The 16,916-nt window shown below is 70.1% G+C and carries 21 protein-coding genes; 9 read left to right on the plus strand and 12 right to left on the minus strand.

Going from position 1 to position 16,916, the window contains the following annotated elements; all coding sequences use genetic code 11:
- Positions 1-23: 23 nt before the first annotated feature.
- Positions 24-581: an ABATE domain-containing protein gene (locus OG285_RS17240; protein ID WP_371791463.1), complete on the minus strand. Its 558-nt coding sequence runs from the start codon at positions 579-581 to the stop codon at positions 24-26.
- 226 nt (positions 582-807) lie between these two features.
- Between OG285_RS17240 and OG285_RS17245 the strand changes: the two genes are divergently transcribed.
- Both OG285_RS17245 and OG285_RS17250 read left to right on the plus strand, forming a co-directional pair.
- Positions 808-1,554 (plus strand): haloacid dehalogenase type II, encoded by a 747-nt coding sequence (locus OG285_RS17245; protein ID WP_371791464.1) that lies wholly within the window; start codon positions 808-810, stop codon positions 1,552-1,554.
- Between the two features lie 5 nt (positions 1,555-1,559).
- Entirely contained in the window at positions 1,560-2,081 is a 522-nt protein-coding gene (locus tag OG285_RS17250; protein WP_371793556.1) for a hypothetical protein, read from the plus strand.
- A gap of 84 nt (positions 2,082-2,165) precedes the next feature.
- On the opposite strand, the gene def is transcribed toward OG285_RS17250, so the two are convergent.
- Positions 2,166-2,828: a peptide deformylase gene (gene def, locus OG285_RS17255; RefSeq protein ID WP_371791465.1), complete on the minus strand. Its 663-nt coding sequence runs from the start codon at positions 2,826-2,828 to the stop codon at positions 2,166-2,168.
- A 249-nt stretch (positions 2,829-3,077) separates the two neighbouring features.
- Between def and OG285_RS17260 the strand changes: the two genes are divergently transcribed.
- The gene (locus OG285_RS17260) at positions 3,078-3,602 is read left to right on the plus strand and encodes a winged helix-turn-helix domain-containing protein (protein WP_371793557.1); all 525 of its coding nucleotides are present in this window, start codon (positions 3,078-3,080) and stop codon (positions 3,600-3,602) included.
- A 93-nt stretch (positions 3,603-3,695) separates the two neighbouring features.
- On the opposite strand, the gene OG285_RS17265 is transcribed toward OG285_RS17260, so the two are convergent.
- Positions 3,696-4,109 (minus strand): hypothetical protein, encoded by a 414-nt coding sequence (locus tag OG285_RS17265; RefSeq protein ID WP_371791466.1) that lies wholly within the window; start codon positions 4,107-4,109, stop codon positions 3,696-3,698.
- Positions 4,110-4,425: 316 nt separating this feature from the next.
- On the opposite strand from OG285_RS17265, the gene OG285_RS17270 reads away from it, so the two are divergent.
- Positions 4,426-5,817 (plus strand): serine hydrolase domain-containing protein, encoded by a 1,392-nt coding sequence (locus OG285_RS17270; RefSeq protein ID WP_371791467.1) that lies wholly within the window; start codon positions 4,426-4,428, stop codon positions 5,815-5,817.
- A 137-nt stretch (positions 5,818-5,954) separates the two neighbouring features.
- Here OG285_RS17270 and OG285_RS17275 read toward each other — a convergent pair whose 3' ends face one another.
- From OG285_RS17275 to OG285_RS17285, 3 genes are all read right to left on the minus strand, one after another.
- A complete protein-coding gene (locus OG285_RS17275) occupies positions 5,955-7,118 on the minus strand; it encodes a winged helix DNA-binding domain-containing protein (RefSeq protein WP_356826811.1) in 1,164 nt (387 codons plus the stop codon).
- Positions 7,119-7,238: 120 nt separating this feature from the next.
- Positions 7,239-7,691 (minus strand): GNAT family N-acetyltransferase, encoded by a 453-nt coding sequence (locus OG285_RS17280; protein ID WP_356826812.1) that lies wholly within the window; start codon positions 7,689-7,691, stop codon positions 7,239-7,241.
- 47 nt (positions 7,692-7,738) lie between these two features.
- Positions 7,739-8,197 carry a MarR family transcriptional regulator gene (locus tag OG285_RS17285; protein ID WP_356826813.1) on the minus strand — a complete coding sequence of 153 codons (459 nt, stop codon included), beginning with the start codon at positions 8,195-8,197 and terminating at the stop codon, positions 7,739-7,741.
- A gap of 307 nt (positions 8,198-8,504) precedes the next feature.
- Between OG285_RS17285 and OG285_RS17290 the strand changes: the two genes are divergently transcribed.
- A complete protein-coding gene (locus OG285_RS17290; RefSeq protein ID WP_356826814.1) occupies positions 8,505-9,764 on the plus strand; it encodes an MFS transporter in 1,260 nt (419 codons plus the stop codon).
- A gap of 20 nt (positions 9,765-9,784) precedes the next feature.
- On the opposite strand, the gene OG285_RS17295 is transcribed toward OG285_RS17290, so the two are convergent.
- Positions 9,785-10,639 carry a GNAT family N-acetyltransferase gene (locus OG285_RS17295; RefSeq protein WP_356826815.1) on the minus strand — a complete coding sequence of 285 codons (855 nt, stop codon included), beginning with the start codon at positions 10,637-10,639 and terminating at the stop codon, positions 9,785-9,787.
- A gap of 5 nt (positions 10,640-10,644) precedes the next feature.
- Positions 10,645-11,175 carry a DUF2269 domain-containing protein gene (locus tag OG285_RS17300; protein WP_371791468.1) on the minus strand — a complete coding sequence of 177 codons (531 nt, stop codon included), beginning with the start codon at positions 11,173-11,175 and terminating at the stop codon, positions 10,645-10,647.
- A gap of 76 nt (positions 11,176-11,251) precedes the next feature.
- Between OG285_RS17300 and OG285_RS17305 the strand changes: the two genes are divergently transcribed.
- On the plus strand, positions 11,252-11,890 hold the full coding sequence (locus OG285_RS17305) for an HAD family hydrolase (protein WP_371791469.1): 639 nt from the start codon (positions 11,252-11,254) through the stop codon (positions 11,888-11,890).
- A gap of 74 nt (positions 11,891-11,964) precedes the next feature.
- Here the strand turns inward: OG285_RS17305 and OG285_RS17310 are convergent, their stop codons facing one another.
- From OG285_RS17310 to OG285_RS17325, 4 genes are all read right to left on the minus strand, one after another.
- Positions 11,965-12,447, minus strand: coding sequence for an NUDIX hydrolase (locus OG285_RS17310; protein WP_356826817.1), 483 nt, complete (start codon positions 12,445-12,447; stop codon positions 11,965-11,967).
- 60 nt (positions 12,448-12,507) lie between these two features.
- On the minus strand, positions 12,508-13,404 hold the full coding sequence (locus OG285_RS17315) for a LysR family transcriptional regulator (protein WP_371791470.1): 897 nt from the start codon (positions 13,402-13,404) through the stop codon (positions 12,508-12,510).
- A 251-nt stretch (positions 13,405-13,655) separates the two neighbouring features.
- Entirely contained in the window at positions 13,656-14,813 is a 1,158-nt protein-coding gene (locus OG285_RS17320) for a cystathionine gamma-lyase (protein WP_371791471.1), read from the minus strand.
- A 7-nt stretch (positions 14,814-14,820) separates the two neighbouring features.
- On the minus strand, positions 14,821-15,198 hold the full coding sequence (locus OG285_RS17325; RefSeq protein ID WP_371791472.1) for a phage holin family protein: 378 nt from the start codon (positions 15,196-15,198) through the stop codon (positions 14,821-14,823).
- 51 nt (positions 15,199-15,249) lie between these two features.
- Between OG285_RS17325 and OG285_RS17330 the strand changes: the two genes are divergently transcribed.
- The 3 genes from OG285_RS17330 to OG285_RS17340 all read left to right on the plus strand — a co-directional run bounded on the left by OG285_RS17330 (position 15,250) and on the right by OG285_RS17340 (position 16,833).
- Positions 15,250-15,567 carry a cupin domain-containing protein gene (locus OG285_RS17330; protein ID WP_164258035.1) on the plus strand — a complete coding sequence of 106 codons (318 nt, stop codon included), beginning with the start codon at positions 15,250-15,252 and terminating at the stop codon, positions 15,565-15,567.
- A 223-nt stretch (positions 15,568-15,790) separates the two neighbouring features.
- Positions 15,791-16,009 carry a DUF5326 family protein gene (locus tag OG285_RS17335; protein ID WP_164258033.1) on the plus strand — a complete coding sequence of 73 codons (219 nt, stop codon included), beginning with the start codon at positions 15,791-15,793 and terminating at the stop codon, positions 16,007-16,009.
- A 323-nt stretch (positions 16,010-16,332) separates the two neighbouring features.
- Entirely contained in the window at positions 16,333-16,833 is a 501-nt protein-coding gene (locus OG285_RS17340) for a hypothetical protein (protein WP_371791473.1), read from the plus strand.
- Positions 16,834-16,916 lie beyond the last annotated feature (83 nt).

The raw sequence follows: 16,916 nt of genomic DNA on the forward strand, positions 1-16,916 counted from the left end.
TCCCGAGGCGCCGATGCCTGGTTCTACCTGGGATCGTGCCCCTGCTCGGCGGCCTGCCTGCGGGCTCGGTAGGCAGCGGCTTTCACGCGGTTGCCGCAGCCTTCCATGCCGCACCAGGTGCGGCGCGCGCCACGGGAGCGGTCGAGATAGAGGCGGGTGCAGTCCGAACGGCCGCATTCCTTCAAGCACGCGTGGCGGTCGGCGAGCACGGTGATCCCGCTGCGTGCGACGTGGGCCAGCGCGGCGCGGAGGTCTCCTGACAGACGTGTTCCCGCATCGCTGAGTTCGACCGTGAGTGCCGGCCCGGCGGCGGCTTCGTTGACGATGTTCAAACCGGCTGGCGTGAAGCGACCATCCCGCATGCGGTCGAGCGCCAGGTGGTAGATCGCCTCGCGGAGGTGCAGCGCGGCTGTGAAGGCCGTGGCGTCGACGGTCACGTGGGCGGGGAGCTCGTCGCACTGGACGACCCACTGCTCGAGGTCGGCGGGGGTGGCCAGGAGGTCGACGGCCGTGTCCCGGCGGGACTCGACGGTGCCGACAAGGTCCAGAGCTGGGTTGCCACTCACGAATGCGAATCTCACGTCACCATCTTGACCGGTGATGCGGGGTTGGGCAAGACTCGTCACCTGTTGAACCGGTGACGCGCTGGAGGGGGATGAGGCCGCCGCACCGCCGGATGCCCCGGGCTACGTCGCGTCCGGCCACCACCCACTCGAAGACGCGACCGCCATGAACCCAAGGACATGAACCCAAGGACATGAGCGCAAAGACATGAACGCCGTGACATGAACCCAAAGAGGAGACCGGATGCCTGAGGCACGGGACGTCGAGGTCGTCGTCTTCGACGTCCTCGGAACGATGGTCGACGAGCCGGGTGGCCTGCGAGCGGCCATTCGCGATGCGGTGCCCGCGCCTGACGACGTGGCCGTCGATCAACTGCTCGCGGTATGGCGACAGCATGTCGAGCACGAGCAGCGACGCATCGGGAACCACGACCGCGCGTACGCCAACTCCGAGATCATCGACCGCGAGGCCGCTCACCATGTGGCCGAACGTGCCGGACTCACCGACCCGGTGGCCATCGAGCGATTGGCCACCGCGAGTCAGCGCCTCAAGCCCTGGGACGACTCCCTCGCCGGACTCGCCGACCTCGCCCGGCGATTTCCCGTACTGGGGCTCTCCCACGCAAGTCGCGCGGCCCTGCTCCGCCTCAACGCATATGCCGGGCTGCGCTGGCACCAGGCCCTGTCCGCCGAAGACGCCCGGGCGTACAAGCCCGCAGCGGAGGTCTACCGGCTCGCGGTCGACGCGGCAGGATGCCCGTCCAAGCGCGTGCTGATGGTCGCTGCCCACGCCTGGGACCTCCGCGGGGCCCAGGCGGTGGGAATGCGAACGGCCTACGTGCAGAGGTCGGGCGGGGATGCTCCGAAGACCTCGGACACCTTCGACTGGCGGTCGACCGGCCTGGATGAACTGGTCTCCGTACTGGCGGCTGCGCAGAAGCGCCGTACCGGCTCCGATCGGCCCGGAAGCCGGTGCAGCGCTGCTCCTTGAGCGGCATGTCCCGGACTGGTCCGACACCTGTACTCAGCGTCATCCGGCTGAGGGAGTGGGGGAGGGACGCCTTGGTGTCTGCTCGTGTACGGATCGCAGAGGGCCGTGACATCGCTGTCGAACTGGCATCACTGCACCAGTGGCCGGCACGCGAGGACGCGTTGCGCGTGCGTGTGCGGATCGACCAACCGCCCATCGGTGCCGAGCACATGGGGGCTCTGGCCGACACGCTCGTCATTGCCTTCGGCAGTGGTGGCGCCGTCGCGGTGCTGGCCCAGTCCGTCCCGGTCTGGCTCCAGCAGTGGCACTCGGACGTGACCGTCGAGGTGACCTCACGCACGGGGACAACGGTGTCGGTGACTGCGCAGCGCGTGCGCGACGCGCAGGCTGTGTCGGCCTCCCGTCCGCCCATTGCGCGATCCGGCCGGTCCGGCAGCGCAAGACATTCACCGTCGTGCTGGCGGCCGTGCTGCTGGCCGGTGAGCTCTCCGCTTCGGTCCTGCTGCGATGGGACCGGCGGGAAGTGACCGTCACCGCTGGCCTGGCCTTCTTCCCTGTGATGATCTCGTACCTCTGGGCCTGGGACCGGCGAGCTCAGCTCGTGCTGTCCCTCACCGGCCCAGTTCGGCTGCTTTGCGCGCACGTCGGGCGAGTACGTCTTCGCGGCCGTCCGCCATCTCCCGCAGGGCGTCCTTGCGGTCCCCGCCGGAGAGCCGGTCGAGATACGTATGGCCGAAGAGGTGGTCGGTCTCGTGTTGCAGACACCGCGCGAAGTAGCCCGCTCCTTCGATGACCAGGGGGCGGCCGTCCTTGTCGAGCCCGCGGGCCACGGCACGATCGGTCCGGGGTACGACCATGGCGGCGCCGGGCACGGAGAGGCAGCCCTCGAAGTCGTCGACGAGCCGGCGGCTGCGCGGATCGGTCAGGTCCAGAACGGGGTTGATGATGTGGCCGACATGCCGCACCCCGTGGTCGTCCGGGCAGTCGTACACGAACAGCCGCAGGTCGACACCCACCTGGTTCGCGGCCAGACCGGCGCCGTCGGCCACGTACATCGTCAGGAACATGTCGTCGATCAGGCTGGACAGCCACGGGGAGCCGAACTCGGTCACGTCGCGGCACGGTTGGCCCAGGATCTCTTCGCCCACCACCGTGATCCGGCGCACGGAACCCCGTTGCGCCTCCGTCGGCACAGCCGGATACGAGTCGACCGGGCGGCCCTGCACGCGGACCCGCCGGTCGACGGGGCCGGGCCGCTCGTGACGATCAGTCATCGCTGTCTCCCCTTCTGCGTACGACAGGTCTGCGTACGGCACGGTTGCGTACGACGGGTCTGCGTACGGCACGGCTGCGTCCAACTCAGGAAGCTCGGACGCGACGCGATCCGGAGCACGGGCCGTTTGCCAACTGCTTTGCAAACTAGCAGACTTTGCAAAGTGACTGAAGACGACCTCCACCACCTCCATCATCCGCAGGACCGGCAGGACCGTCGGCACGATCGGGTGCCCAGTACCGGTGCGGAGCTGCGCCCGCACGAGGTCCGCACAGCCCTGCTGGCCCTGCTTGCCGAAGTCGGCGCCGTCACGGCCACCGAAGCGGCGGCCCGGCTGGGGTACAGCTCCGGTCTCTGCTCGTTCCACCTGCGGCAGCTCGCGCGCCACGGATACATCGAGGAGGCCCCGCACAGTGGGGGCCGGGTACGTCCCTGGCGTCTGAGGCAGCAATCCCCCGAAACCGGTGGGCCCGCGGAAGAACAGTTCGCCGAACTGGCCCGGGGGCTGGAGGACGAGAGCTGGCAGCGATGGCTGACCCGGCGGAACGAGGCGCCGTCCGCGTGGCGCCACGACGATGCCTTCAGCGCGGTCGCCTACCTGACGCCCGAGGAGATGAGCCGGGTCGCGGACGTGATCCGGCGGGCGCTCGCGCCCTACCAGGACCGCGAGCAACGGCCCCTGGCCCGGCCCGACGGCGCTCTGCCGGTGGCCCTCATCACCCGGCTGTTCCCCCTGCTCCCCCACGCGGCAGGCGACGCGGACCAGGAGGACTGACGCGGAACTGCCGCGGCCGGCGAACGCGGGCAGACACGACAGTGCCCCGGAGCCCATGGGGCACCGGGGCACTGCCGGAGGTAGGTCCGCTGATCAGCGCACGGTCACGTTGAAGACCGGGGAGGCCGTGCTCCCGCTGACCATGCGCAGCTGGTTCTTGCCCTTGATGCCGAGCTTGACGCCCAGCGAGTAGGCGCCGTTGCGGTTGATGGGTGCGGAGGCAGGCAGCGTGACCCACTTGCTGCCCTGCTTCTGCTGGAGGGTCACCTTGGCGCCCGCCTTGAGGCCGGTCGTGGTGCCCGTGACCCGGAAGAGCTGCCATGCCTTGACGAAGCTGACCGACGGCTTCGCCGTGATCGCGGCCTTGGCGGCGACGACCTGCGCGACGGGGGTGCTGGGTGCGGCCGGGGCGTCGGCCATGGCTGCGGTACCGGCCAGGGCGACGGTTGCGGCGGCGAGCGTACTGACGGCAGCGATTCGCAGGGAGCGCCGCTTGGTGACGATCATGAGTGTCCCTTTCGGTGAGGATCTCTGATTTCACGCAAAGGTGAGACAAATACCGTTGGTGTGGGTCTCACATGAAAAGACGACGTGTGGACCGCATGCGTTGTTGGCGCTGTGTCACTGTCCTGTAACAGGCTTGCCGCTCCCTCGCCCCCCTGCCCTCGCCCCCCTGCCCTCGCCCCCCTTCCCCCGCGCCCTCCCCCACAGCCCCTCACCCCTCCCTCGTCTCCCGTCCTGCCCGTTCGCCCCCGCGGAGCAGGAGCGGCTCGCTTCCGGCGCGCCATCGACGGGTGAGGGTCCGTCTGGTAGGTCTCGGGCCATGACTTCTTCAGATTCCGTGTCCGATTCCCTCGCGGAACTCCTTCCCACCACCCGGCGGGCGCTGCTGCACCGCATCGCCGTCGCGCAGTCCGAGGGGCGAGTGCCGTCGCTGGTGGCGGCGGTGATGCGGGACGGGCGGATGGTGTGGTCCGGGGCGCGCAGTTGCGTGGACGGCCATGCGCCGGACGCGGACACGCAGTACCGGATCGGTTCGATCACCAAGCCCTTCACCGCGGTCGCGGTGATGCGGTTGCGGGACGAGGGGCTGCTCGATCTGGCGGACCCGCTGGAGAAGCACCTTCCGGGCACCGGGGTCGGCGAGGTGACGATCGCTCAACTGCTCAGCCACACAGCCGGTCTGGCGGCGGAGACCCCCGGCGCATGGTGGGAGCGGTCCTCGGCCGCGCTGCGTCCGGGGCTTTCGGACGTGCTCGGAGAACGGCCGCAGCTCCATCCGGCAGGCCGGCGTCATCACTACTCCAACCCGGGATACGCCCTGCTCGGCGCGGTGGTGGAGGCGCTGCGGGGTGCGGCGTGGGCGGACGTGGTGAAGCGCGAGATCTGCGTACCGCTCGGGATGGACCGTACGAGCGCCCAGCCGCAGGCGCCTCATGCCGGTGCGTGGGCGGTTCATCCGTGGGCGGACGCGCTGCTGCCGGAGCCGGCCGAGGACCTGGGGCTGATGGCGCCCGCGGGACAACTGTGGTCGACAGCCGCTGATCTGTGCCGCTTCGCCGCCTTCCTGGCGGAGGGCGACGACCGGGTGCTCGGTGCGGAGACCGTACGGGAGATGCGCGCACCCGCGGCTGCCCCCGAAGCGGGGCAGTGGGACGGCGGGTACGGGCTCGGCGTCCAGCTCGCACAGCGCGACGGCCGGACGCTGGCCGGGCACACCGGATCGCTGCCGGGATTCGTGGCCGGACTGTGGGTGAGCGTGGCGGACGGAGTGGCTGCGGTGGCGCTCTCGAACAGCACGTCGGGGGTCGGGCCGCAGGTCGCCGCCGATCTGGTGCGGATCGTGGCGGACGCGGAACCCACTATTCCGCAGCCCTGGCGCCCGCTGCCGGAGGTCGATTCCGGCCTGCTCGAACTGGCGGGGCCCTGGTACTGGGGAACGTCGGTGAGCGGTCTGCGGCTGACGGCTGACGGCGCGATCGAGTTCGGCCCGCTGGCCGGCGGCGGGCGGAGCTCCCGCTTCCGCGCGGAGCGGGACGGCAGCTGGACCGGGCTCGACGGCTATTTCGCGGGGGAGACGCTGCGGGTCGTACGGCGGGACGGCGAGGTGAGCCATCTGGATCTGGGCTCGTTCGTCTTCACCCGGCAGCCGTACGATCCGGGGGCGCCGGTGCCGGGCGGCGTGGACGAGGGCGGCTGGCACGGGCTGCCGTAGCGGGCCGGGGTTCGATCACCAGGACCGGCCGGATCACGGCACGGAAAACCGGACAGACCAGCGTGCGGACGACCGGTCTCCCGCTCCTTCTCCCGCTTCTTCTTCCGGTTCCGCCACCGTCGGTTCGGCCCGGCCCGTCAGCTCGACAGTTCCCGCTCCAGCGGGGTCCTGATCCGTGGTGTGATCCGTGCCTCCCCCGCCCACGCGGCGAACCGGGCGGCCTCCGACCCGACCGCATCGGTGGCCTCCTGCCCCGGATCGGCCAGCAGGCGCCACACCACTTCGCCGTCCGAGCGCTGCGCCCAGCCACCGATGATCCGTCCGTTCCACCACACGGTCGGGCCGACGTTGCCCGCACGGTCGAAGAGCGCCGGGCGGTGCTCGGCGTCGAGGTGGAAGGTGCGGTCGGCCCAGCCCATGGCGCTGGGGTCGAGCGCGGGCAGCAGGGCCGCCCACGGTTCCGTGGGCGGTTCGGGTGCTGCGTCGCCCGGCGCGACGAATCCTGGTGCCCCGTCGTCCAGGCGTACTTCCTCCGCGCCGACCGACGCGAGTGCCCTGCGGGTGTCCGTCAGGGTCCATCCGGTCCACCACTTGAGGTCTGCCTCGGTCGCGGGTCCGTAGGAAAGGAGCCAGCGGCGGGCCAGCTCGGCCTTGGCCTCGGGCACGGGGAGGGCGGGCCAGGAGGTTCCGGCCGTCCAGCGGAACTGGCTCGACGTCCAGGAGCCGCGCGGCCGGTCGCGGCGGATGCGGCCGTCGGCGGCCAGCAGCCGGATGACCCGGGTGGTGACGCCCTGGACGGCCTCCCACTTCCTGCCCGGGAAGACCGTGATCTTCGTACGGAGTGCGGGAACCGCGCCGGAGAGTTCGCTGCCGGTGGCGGCGCCGCGGTCGGCGAGCGCGGCCAGTGTCGCCGCCTCGGCCTCGGCCAGCCAGCGTTCGTCCAGGCCGCCGCCGTCCTCCGCGAGCTGTTTGAGGAACGTCCGGCGCTCCTTGACCGCGATGGCGCGGGCCGTGGACGCGTCGACGTAAGGGGCCACGTCCCGCGACACCGCGAAGAGCGTGTTGCGCAGGGAGAGCAGCCTGACCAGGGAGACATCGTCGTACAGGGCGTGTTCGACGGCGGCTGTGCTCGCTTCGGCGAGTCGCGCGCAGACGGAGAGATAGAGGGTCGCCGCGTCGGTGGCGTGCAGGGCGACGACGGCGTCGGACGCCTCGACGGGGGTGGCGGCCCGCACGGAGGGTGCGAGGCGGTGGCGCCGGCCCAGGCGGATACGGCGCTGCTCATTGCTGATCCGGTGCATCCGGGAGCCTTCCCGTTTCCGTGGGCCGCTCGCTGCGTGCTGGCTTCTCTCGACAGCTAGGCGGTTCTCGCGTCGTGTACTCGCTCCCGCTCTGCGGCTCCGTCCGGCGCTGCCGGGTGTTCAGAGCTGGAGCTTGAAGCCGAGGTGGCTCGCGGTGAAGCCGAGCCTCTCGTAGAAGCGGTGGGCGTCGGTCCGGGTGGCGTCCGAGGTCAGCTGGACCAACTGGCAGCCCTGGCTGCGGGATGTGTCGACGGCCCACTCGATGAGCCGGGTACCGAGACCGCTGCCGCGCTCGTCGCCGTGGATGCGTACGCCTTCGATGATGGAACGTGTGGCGCCCCGCCGGGAGAGCCCGGGGATGACGGTGAGCTGGAGGGTGCCGACGACGCGGCCCTCGCGCACCGCGACGACCAGGTGCTGTTGCGGGTCGGCGGCGATCCGACGGTACGCCGTGGTGTACGGGCCGAGGTCGTCCGGGGACTCACGCTGGGCGCCGAGCGGGTCGTCGGCGAGCATGGCCACGATCTCAGGGATGTCGTTCTCGTGCGCGGGGCGGATCTCCAGGTCGCTCATGGTCCGCAGAGTACGCGGGCGCGGATGCCGACATGATCCCGGCCGGATCAGAGCGGCTGGTTGAGGTCTTCGACCGCGCGCGCGAGCGGGGCCAGCTCCGGATTGGCCGCGGCTCTGTCGAGGGCCTCGCGCAGCGCTCCGGCGTTGGTGGGGCGGGCCTCCTCCAGGAGCGCGAGGCCCGCTTCGGTGACATCGGTGTAGATGCCGCGGCGGTCGGTGTCGCAGAGGTAGCGGGTGAGCAGGCCGCGGTCCTCCTGGCGGGTGACGAGGCGGGTGGTGGCGCTCTGGCTGAGGACCACGGCGTCGGCGACCTGCTTCATCTGGAGATGGCCGCCGGGGCCGTCGTGCTGACGGCTGAGGATGTCGAGGAGCGAGTACTCGCGCACGCTGAGGCCGTGGCCCCGCTGGAGGGCCTTTTCGACGTGGGCCTCGATGTGGCCGTGCAGCAGGGAGAGCGCGCACCAGCCCTGGGCGAGCGCGGTGAGTGCGGGGTCGGTCGCTGCCATGGGTGATCTCCTCCGTCGTCCTGCATCGCCGCCTGCTGTCGAGCGGGCCGGGCGGCCATCTGAGGCCGGACCGGCCGGTCGTCCGCGGGCCGGACGGGTTGGTCAACTGCTGTCGAGCCGGTCCGCCGCGCGCTGCTGACCTGCCTGACGCGGCACTGGTTCGGTGCCACGGTGCGGTTTAGAACCAGGATAAGGCACGAGGCGCGATAGTCCGCGCTTGCAATTAACCAGCGCACGCAAGTATTGTCTCTGCATGTAAGGCGCTCATGCAAGCAAATCCCGTGCCCCGCCCCGGAAGGTGAACCCCATGCCACTCGCGCTCCTCGCCCTAGCCATTGGGGCGTTCGGTATCGGAACCACCGAGTTCGTGATCATGGGTCTGCTGCCGCAGGTCGCGGACTCCTTCCAGGTCTCGATTCCCACGGCCGGGTTCCTGGTCACCGGTTACGCGCTGGGGGTGGTCGCCGGAGCCCCGCTGATGACCGTTCTCGGCACCCGGGTCCCCCGGAAGAAGATGCTGATGCTGCTGATGGGGCTGTTCGTCATCGGCAACGTGGTCTCCGCGACCGCTCCGGTGTTCGGCGTGATGCTCGCCGGGCGGATCGTCGCCTCGTTCGCTCACGGCGCGTTCTTCGGCATCGGCTCGGTCGTGGCCGCAGGTCTGGTGGCTCCGCAGAAGAAGGCGGGCGCCATCGCGATGATGTTCACCGGGCTGACCCTGGCCAATGTCATCGGTGTGCCGCTGGGCACCCTCATCGGCCAGGACATCGGCTGGCGGCTGACGTTCCTGCTGGTCGCCGGGCTCGGCGTCGTCGGGCTGCTGGGCGTCGCCAAGCTCGTACCGGAGCAGCCCCGGCCGGAGGGCGTCCGGCTGCGGCATGAGCTCGCCGCCTTCCGCAATGTGCAGGTGCTGCTTGCGATGGCGATGACGGTTCTCGGCTTCGGCGGGGTTTTCGCCGCGATCACCTACATCTCACCCATGATGACGTCCGTCGCCGGATTCTCCGAGGGCGGTGTCACCTGGCTGCTGGTGCTCTTCGGCCTCGGCATGGTCAGTGGCAATCTGCTCGGCGGCCGCTTCGCCGACCGCGCGCTGATGCCGATGCTGTACGTGTCGCTCGGCGGACTGGCCCTGGTCCTGGCGCTGTTCACGCTCACCGCTCACGACAAGATCGCTTCGGCGGTCACGGTCTTCCTGATCGGCGGGCTCGGATTCGCGACCGTGCCGCCCCTGCAGAAGCGGGTGCTCGACCATGCGTCGGGAGCGCCGACGCTGGCCTCCGCCGTCAACATCGGAGCCTTCAACCTCGGTAACGCACTCTCCGCGTGGCTCGGCGGGATCGTCATCGCCGCGGGTCTCGGTTACACCGCCCCCAACTGGGTGGGAGCTGTCCTCGCCGCATCGGCGCTGCTCCTCGCGCTTGTCTCCAGCACCCTGGAACGGCGGAGCGGGACGGCCGGGTCCGCGGGCCGGGTCGTGGCCGGGACGGCGCCGGCCGAACCGGCGCAGCAGTCCGACCCGACGCGCCAGGCCGGGCGCACTCCGGACGTACCCGCGAACCGCTAATCGTGCGGCTGCTGCGGCTGTCAGCCTGCCGCGACCGTCAGGGGCGTGAAGCGGCGGGTCCAGTCGCCCGGCAGGTCCGGGATCTGCCGAGTCATCACGGTGTTGATGCTTACCGGCTTCATCCCACCGTCCTTGACCCAGCCGAGGAGTTCCGTATGGCGTACGTCGATATCGGCGCGCAGCGGGCGGTCGGTGCCCGCCGCGAGTGAGGCGATCAGGGCTTGCGCGGTCGCGGTGTCGCGGGCGATCAGCGGTCCGACCACGTGGCTGTCCGTGGCGGGCCAGGCTGCCGCGTAGCCGGTGATGCCGGCGGTGTCTTCCGCGACGCGCAGCTGGTCCGCGAAGGCGGGCAGCCGCGTGATCATGTGGGTGCGATCCTCGCCGAAGACCTCGTTGTCCAGGCGCAGCATCGCGTGCAGATCGCCGGCCGTGGCCCGGCGGGTCGCCACGTCCGGTTCCGGGCTCCGGGGGCGGAAGCGGCCGCACACCATCTCGGCCCGGCCCACGGCCCGGAAGCCGAATTTCTCGTAGAGCGGCTGACCGAGTGGGGTGGCGTGCAGAGTGAGCGGGATGCCGTCGAACTCGTCGATCACATGGCGCATCATCCGCTGCCCGGCACCCTGCTGCGCGTACTCGCCGGCGACCAGGAGCATGCCGATGGTGGCCAGCCCCGAGCCGTACGCGGTGACGACACACGCGGCCGCCAGCCCCTCGCCCCCGGGGGCGTCGATTCCGTAACCCGTCCCGGCCGCGAGCAGCAGCCCCCACTTGTGTTCGTCGCGCGGCCAGCCGCGGTTCTCCGAGAGATCTGCGCAGGAGGTGAGGTCGCCGATGGTCAGGCGGCGGATGGGCAGCTCGTCGAGGGGGGAGGGCATGGTGGTCAGGCTCGCTGATGGGTGCGTACGCCGTCCACCGCTTTCCGGGATGTCTGCCGCTTGTTCCGGTGCTCCCGGCCGCGTGCGGTCAGGCCCCAGGGTTTCAGTACTGAGATGGCCGTCATGAAGAAGTACGCGGCGGAGGCGACGGTGGGGGCGGCGACCGGACTCAGGTCGGGATGCCCTGCCGCGGCTGCCGCGTTGATCTGCGGGCGGAGCGCCAGGGCGGAGGCGGCGAGGGTGGCGAGGGTCAGCCAGAACTTGATCCACACCCAGCGGTGGCGGGCCAGACCCCAGTGCGTCCCGAGGGAGAGCACCACGCCGCTGAGCAGAGTGAGCAGGCCGACCGGGATGACCAGCCAGTCACCGAAGACCTTCATCGACCGGTACGCGGCTTCCGTCATGGGAGCGTCGGCGCAGGTGTACGCGGTGATTCCGAGCGCGAGCAGCCCGATGGTCAGGCCCAGCCAGCCCACCGAGACGGCGACATGGATCACGAGGACACCCCGGCGTGCGGAGCTGGTCAGGTGTTTCACGTGAAACACGCTGCCGCGCATCCAGGTCCAGGGCGTCTGACAGGGGGAGTAAGCGGCTGTACTAGCCTCGGCGTACATGGCGCGCCTGCATCTCTTCGATCTCGACGGAACCCTCATCCGTGGTTCGGCCGCGCCGGTGGAGATATCCCGCCAGCTGGGGCTGCTGGAGGAGATCGGCGTGCTGGAGCGTGATCTGGTCTCGGGGCGGCTCGGCCCACCGGAGTACGCGGTCGCGGTGCACGCTCTCTGGTCCGGCCTCACCGCGGACCATGTGACGGCCGCTTTCGACGCAGCGCCGTGGCTCGCCGGGATCCAGGAGGTCTGGCGGGACATCCGGGACCGCGGCGACTTCTGCGCGGTCATCTCGCTCTCGCCGTCGTTCTTCGTGGAGCGGCTGCTCGGCTGGGGTGCGCATGCGGCGTACGGTTCGCGCTTCCCGGAGGTGCCGTTCAACCGGCCGGTGGATCCGGCGGGCATTCTCAGCCCCGCTGCGAAGGTCCGGATCGCGGACCGGCTCTGCACCGAGTTCGCCGTCGGGCGGGCGGACTGCATCGCCTATGGGGACTCGATGTCGGACGTGGACCTCTTCGGAGCGGTGTCCCGGTCGGTCGCGGTGAACGCGGACGGCCATCTGGCGGGGCTGGCCACGCACAGCTACGCGGGCGGCGATCTGCGCGAGGCCTACGGGCTCGTTGCCGAGGTCGATGACAACTGACGGTGCTTCCGGGCGCTGAGGGGCGGGCCTGCCGATCGTGGCCGGCCCCCGGACCCGGCACCGGCCACCAGGACTCATCCCAGGTCTGCGGCCTGGAGTGCCCGGACCCCCTCGATGTTCCCGTCGAGATAGTGCCGCAGTGAGAGCGGAACGAGATGGACGGCCGCGATGCCGACCCGGCTGAAGGGCACCCGGACGATCTCGTAGTCGCCGCAGGGCTCTTCGACTTCGGGTCCGTGGCGCAGGGCGGGATCCATCGACGCCAGTCGGCAGACGAAGAAGTGCTGCACCTTCACGCCCGCCACCCCGCCGCCTTCCGGGATGTGCTCGATGGTGTCGACGAAGCAGGGCACCACATCGGTGATCTTGGCGCCGAGCTCCTCGTCGACCTCCCGGTGCAGGGCTTCGACCACGGTGGAGTCCTCGGCCTCGACCCCGCCGCCGGGAGTGACCCAGTACGGTTCCACGCCGGGCTTGGTCCGCTTGATGAGGATCAGGTGGTCGCCGTCGAGGAGCACGGCGCGGGCGGTGCGCTTGACCACTGGACGTTCGGTCATGGAAGGAGGTTGGCCCGGGAGACCGGTTCCGAAACGCATCACCTGCCCCGGAACCATCCCTCAGGACCAGTCGGCGGCCGCCCGCAACAGCCACTCCTGGGCCCGTGCGATGTGCGGGAGCGCGAGCGTTCCGGTACGTACGGCGAGGAAGTAGGTGCGCAGCGGTGGCACCGGCGGATCCAGCAGCGCCACCACCTCGCCCCGCTCCAGGGCGTCCTCGCACAGATAGCGCGGCAGTACGGCGAGTCCGGCGCCCGCGACCACCGCCTGCTGGACGGCCCGCAGATCGGGTGCGACGACCGCGCCGGTGTCGGCGGGGTGCGCGTCGAAGACAGCGTTCCAGTAGCGGGAGACGAACGGCAGCGACTCATGGACCTCCACCACGGGCAGGTCCTTCAGTACGGAGGGCCCCCGGCGGCGCAGTGTCCCCGGGCCGATCCGGGCAGCCCAGCGGGGAGAGGTGACCAGGACGTGTTCCTCGTCGCAGAGGGTGGTCGCGGTCAGGAGTTCACCGCGCGGTCGTGCCGTGGTGATGGCGAGGTCGTGGTGTCCGGCGCCGAGGCCGTCCAGGGTCTCCTCGGTGTTGCCGAACGAGGCCCGCAGCGCGACGCCCTGCGGTATCAGCGGGGTGAGCGCCGGCAGGGCGCGCACCGCGGTGAACTCGGGCGGTCCGGCCAGGTGCAGGGTGCGGGTTCCGGTCTCGTCGTCGATGCCCGTCCCGGCGATCTCGGCGAGTGCGTCCAGATGCGGCGCCGCGCGGTGGGCGAGTTCGTCCCCGATGGCGGTCGGGGTGACGCCACGGGCCCGGCGCAGGAACAGCGGCCGCCCCAACTGCCGCTCCAGCGTGCGTATCTGGCTGGTCACCGCAGGCTGGGAGAGCCCGAGGAGTGCGGCGGCGCGGGTGAAGGAACCGGCCCGGTGCACGGTGACGAAGGTGCGGAGCAGGGCCAGATCCATGTCCGTACCGTCCGTTCTGGCTGTGCGAAGTCGTCCTGGCCCCCGGCAGAACTATAAATAAGTCGATAGGTCTCTGTCGCTACTGTGATTGGACACTGACGCACAGTCAACTAGCCTTGTGCAGGAGGTTCTTCGTGCGTCGACCGGGGAACCGGGACGGTCCGAGCCATGAGGGGGGAGGCTCGGACCGTCCGCAGCAGCGCCCACGGCACTGTTCGCGCGGGTTCACGTACCGCTGCTGGGCCCGCCGGTCAGTGCTGCCGTGCCGCCTCGTCCAGGGCCCTCAGGACGTCAGCCACCAGGTCCCGGGTGTCCTCGACCCCTGCGGAGAAGCGGATGAACCCCTCCGGTACGGCGTCGCCGCCCCAGCGTCCACGCCGCTCGGCGGTGGACCGGACGCTGCCGAAACTGGTCGCGTCGTCCACCAGCTCCAGCGCGTCGAGGAAGCGTTCCGCATGGTCGCGGCCGGGCAGCACGAACGAGACCACGCAGCCGAAGCGGCGCATCTGGCCCGCCGCCGTCGTGTGCGAGGGGTCGGACGGCAGCCCGGGATGGCGCAAGCCCTCGATCTCCGCGCGCCCGGACAGCGCCTCGGCGAGCGCCAGGGCGTTCGCGGACTGCCGGTCGGCGCGCAGCTGGATGGTGGCGAGCGAACGGTGCGCGAGCCAGGCCTCCATCGGCCCGGGCACGGCTCCGACCACCTTGCGCCACTTCCGTACCCGCGCCGCGAGTTCCGTGTCACGGCAGGTGACATAGCCGAGCAGGAGATCGCCGTGCCCGGTGAGCCCCTTGGTGCCGCTCGCCACGGAGAAGTCCGCGCCGAGATCGAGGGGCCGCTGCCCGAGCGGGGTCGCGAGGGTGTTGTCGACCGCGACCAGCGTCCCGCCGGCGTGCGCGGCCGCCGCGAGCCGCCGTACGTCGCAGACGTCAAGACCGGGATTGGACGGGGTCTCGATCCACAGCAGCCGGGCGCCGGCCAGGGCGTTCAGCTGAGCATCGCCCCCGGTCGGCGCGGTCCGTACGCCGATGCCGTACGCATCGAGCTGTTCCCGTACGAGGGGCAGCGCCTGGTATCCGTCGTCGGGGAGCACCACCGTGTCGCCCGCGCGGGCCTGGGACAGCAGGACGGCCGACACGGCCGCCATGCCGGAGGCGAAGGTGACGGTCTCGGCCGGCTGGTCCGGTGACTCCAGCTCGCTGATGGCCGCTTCGAGGTGCGTCCAGGTCGGGTTGGTGTCACGGCCGTAGGTATAGGGCCCCGTGGGCTCGCCCGGCAGGTGGTAATGAGCGGCGAAGACCGGTCCCGGCAGGGTCGGTTCGTACTTCACGGGCGTGGGCAGCCCGGCCCGTACCGCTCGTGTTCCGTCTCCGGTTTCCGAGGCGGGTGTGTTCATGTCGGGGGTGCTCATACGGGCCTCAGTCCTCGTCGGGCAGGACGACGTTCAGCGCCCACGAGACGACCGAGATGATCAGGCCACCGAGGACAGCGGTCCAGAAGCCGTGGACATGGAAGGAGAGGTCGAGCTCTCCGGACAGCCAGGAAGTCAGCAGCAGCATAAGGGCGTTGATCACCAGAGTGATCAGCCCCAGTGTGAGGATGAACAGCGGGAAGGCGATCAGCTTCACGATCGGCTTGACGACGAAGTTCACCAGGCCGAAGACCAGCGCGACGATGATCAGGGTGAGCGTTTTGCGGCCGGTGGAGTCGCCGCTGAGTGTGATGTCCTGAAGGAGCCAGATGGCTACGAAGAGTGCTGCCGCGTTGGCAACCGTCTTGACTACAAAATTCTTCATGTGTCTGATCGTGGCAGACACGATCGGGACGAGTGCAGGGGCTGACGAGCAATGAAAGCATTCCGGCTGGACGAGCTGGAGGCGGAGCGTGCCGCCAACGACGGCGCGTATCTGCAGTTCCTGCGCGAACGGAACATGTCGGTGGGGCTCTACGCGCTGGACGCGGGAGCGACCGACCGCCAGCAGCCGCACGGCCAGGACGAGGTGTACTTCGTCGTGAGCGGCCGGGCTTCGATCACGGTCGGTACGGAGACGACCGAGGTCGCGCGGGGCGGGGTGGTGTACGTACCGGCCGGGGTGGCGCACAAGTTCCATCACATCTCCGAGGACCTCCGGGTTCTCGTGGTCTTCTCGCCGCCCGAGAGCTGACCGCGGGGCTGACCGACCGCAGGGCTGACTGACTGCGGGGACCCGCTGACCACGGGGGCCAGCTGTTCGCGAGACCCGGAACGATGCCGTCCCGTAGGGGGCGCATCAGGGGATTCCAAGGGCTGCGTGGCCTCCGCCGGGCCCTCCGGCGCCTTTAGCATCGACAGCAGAGCCCCCGGAGTGGCCGGCGTGGTCCAGGAAGATCCAGGAAGAGGTAGGGACGATGGCGGTCCGAGAGATTTTCGCGGGAATGCCGTGGTGGGTGAAGTGGGTAGCGGTGCCCGTCCTCGTGCTGATCGTGTTCGGCGGTCTCATCGCGACCGTCATCGGGTTCGTGATCGGGCTGCTCTTCAAGGCCCTGGTCCTGGTGGCACTCGTCGCCGGACTGATCTACGTCGTACGCAAGTTCACCTCTTCGTCGTCCTCGCGGAACGACTGGTAGGACCGTGCGGCCGGTCGGCGCGGCTCGTTGGCGCGCGGCTGGTCGGCACGTCTGAAGGAACGGCGTCGGGCCCGGGCTGGTGTACGCGTGCGGCCGTTAGCCCGGCTGAGGGACGGGGGCAGCGAATCCCCCCGCCCGCACGGAGGCTGTGGCTACAGTGAGAAATCTCTGCCGCCCCCTCGGGAAACTGGCCTGAAAAGGCGCTGACCAGCGGATTGTGCGCGGCGGGACCCATGAGGGAAAGCCCTCACGGGCACGTGAACCGCCGTCGGCATGCTGGGGGTGACCCTTTGGCCACACCACCACACACCGCTGCGCCGACAGTGATCGGATCGCTGAACTCCGGGCGGGACGCGCTCGGGGCGCTGATTAATTTTGCCGCGCATCACGAGGGTGGGATCGACCTCGTCGCGGTCGCCGACACTCCCGCCGCGCCCGCCGTCGAGGAGCGGGCGGACAGCCGGGAAACCGGTCATGCACACGCCCTCGGTCAGTGCCTGCTGAGCCGCCCCGGCGAAGCCTCCCGCAGAGATCATCCGGACCGCCGTCCGGTGCGTCCGCCGACCCGCCATTCGGCACGTGACCGGTGCGTCCTGCTGCGGAGGCCGGCTTCCGCGGAACGGATGCAACCGGTTGCCGGGCAGCAGGAGTACGCGCTCGGAACGGTCGGCGCCGCCATCCCGATCAGGCCCGGCTCAGGTGCTGCGGCGACGGCTGTTTCCAGCCTCGCGCATGAGCAAGTACGGTTGCTCTCCGCTGCTAAAACGTTACGGTCCGAGGTTGGGGCTTTACCCGATTCGCTTGCGTTCGCTCTCAGTATCTGAAATATCACTCCTTGTGATCTGTTTGCGCTTACAGCACGATTACGTCAAGAGGGCCCGGAGGTACATTCCCGGCCATCTTGTGA

The organism is Streptomyces sp. NBC_01471 (assembly GCF_041438865.1).
GTDB lineage: Bacteria > Actinomycetota > Actinomycetes > Streptomycetales > Streptomycetaceae > Streptomyces.

What these genes read in the sequence shown, in the direction of transcription:
- OG285_RS17245 (WP_371791464.1), top strand. Translation starts at nt 808, where the DNA reads ATGCCTGAGGCACGGGACGTCGAGGTCGTCGTCTTCGACGTCCTCGGA.
- OG285_RS17250 (WP_371793556.1), top strand. Translation starts at nt 1,560, where the DNA reads ATGTCCCGGACTGGTCCGACACCTGTACTCAGCGTCATCCGGCTGAGG.
- def (WP_371791465.1), bottom strand. Translation starts at nt 2,828, where the DNA reads ATGACTGATCGTCACGAGCGGCCCGGCCCCGTCGACCGGCGGGTCCGC.
- OG285_RS17265 (WP_371791466.1), bottom strand. Translation starts at nt 4,109, where the DNA reads ATGATCGTCACCAAGCGGCGCTCCCTGCGAATCGCTGCCGTCAGTACG.
- OG285_RS17270 (WP_371791467.1), top strand. Translation starts at nt 4,426, where the DNA reads ATGACTTCTTCAGATTCCGTGTCCGATTCCCTCGCGGAACTCCTTCCC.
- OG285_RS17275 (WP_356826811.1), bottom strand. Translation starts at nt 7,118, where the DNA reads ATGCACCGGATCAGCAATGAGCAGCGCCGTATCCGCCTGGGCCGGCGC.
- OG285_RS17280 (WP_356826812.1), bottom strand. Translation starts at nt 7,691, where the DNA reads ATGAGCGACCTGGAGATCCGCCCCGCGCACGAGAACGACATCCCTGAG.
- OG285_RS17285 (WP_356826813.1), bottom strand. Translation starts at nt 8,197, where the DNA reads ATGGCAGCGACCGACCCCGCACTCACCGCGCTCGCCCAGGGCTGGTGC.
- OG285_RS17290 (WP_356826814.1), top strand. Translation starts at nt 8,505, where the DNA reads ATGCCACTCGCGCTCCTCGCCCTAGCCATTGGGGCGTTCGGTATCGGA.
- OG285_RS17295 (WP_356826815.1), bottom strand. Translation starts at nt 10,639, where the DNA reads ATGCCCTCCCCCCTCGACGAGCTGCCCATCCGCCGCCTGACCATCGGC.
- OG285_RS17305 (WP_371791469.1), top strand. Translation starts at nt 11,252, where the DNA reads ATGGCGCGCCTGCATCTCTTCGATCTCGACGGAACCCTCATCCGTGGT.
- OG285_RS17310 (WP_356826817.1), bottom strand. Translation starts at nt 12,447, where the DNA reads ATGACCGAACGTCCAGTGGTCAAGCGCACCGCCCGCGCCGTGCTCCTC.
- OG285_RS17315 (WP_371791470.1), bottom strand. Translation starts at nt 13,404, where the DNA reads ATGGATCTGGCCCTGCTCCGCACCTTCGTCACCGTGCACCGGGCCGGT.
- OG285_RS17320 (WP_371791471.1), bottom strand. Translation starts at nt 14,813, where the DNA reads ATGAGCACCCCCGACATGAACACACCCGCCTCGGAAACCGGAGACGGA.
- OG285_RS17325 (WP_371791472.1), bottom strand. Translation starts at nt 15,198, where the DNA reads ATGAAGAATTTTGTAGTCAAGACGGTTGCCAACGCGGCAGCACTCTTC.
- OG285_RS17330 (WP_164258035.1), top strand. Translation starts at nt 15,250, where the DNA reads ATGAAAGCATTCCGGCTGGACGAGCTGGAGGCGGAGCGTGCCGCCAAC.
- OG285_RS17335 (WP_164258033.1), top strand. Translation starts at nt 15,791, where the DNA reads ATGGCGGTCCGAGAGATTTTCGCGGGAATGCCGTGGTGGGTGAAGTGG.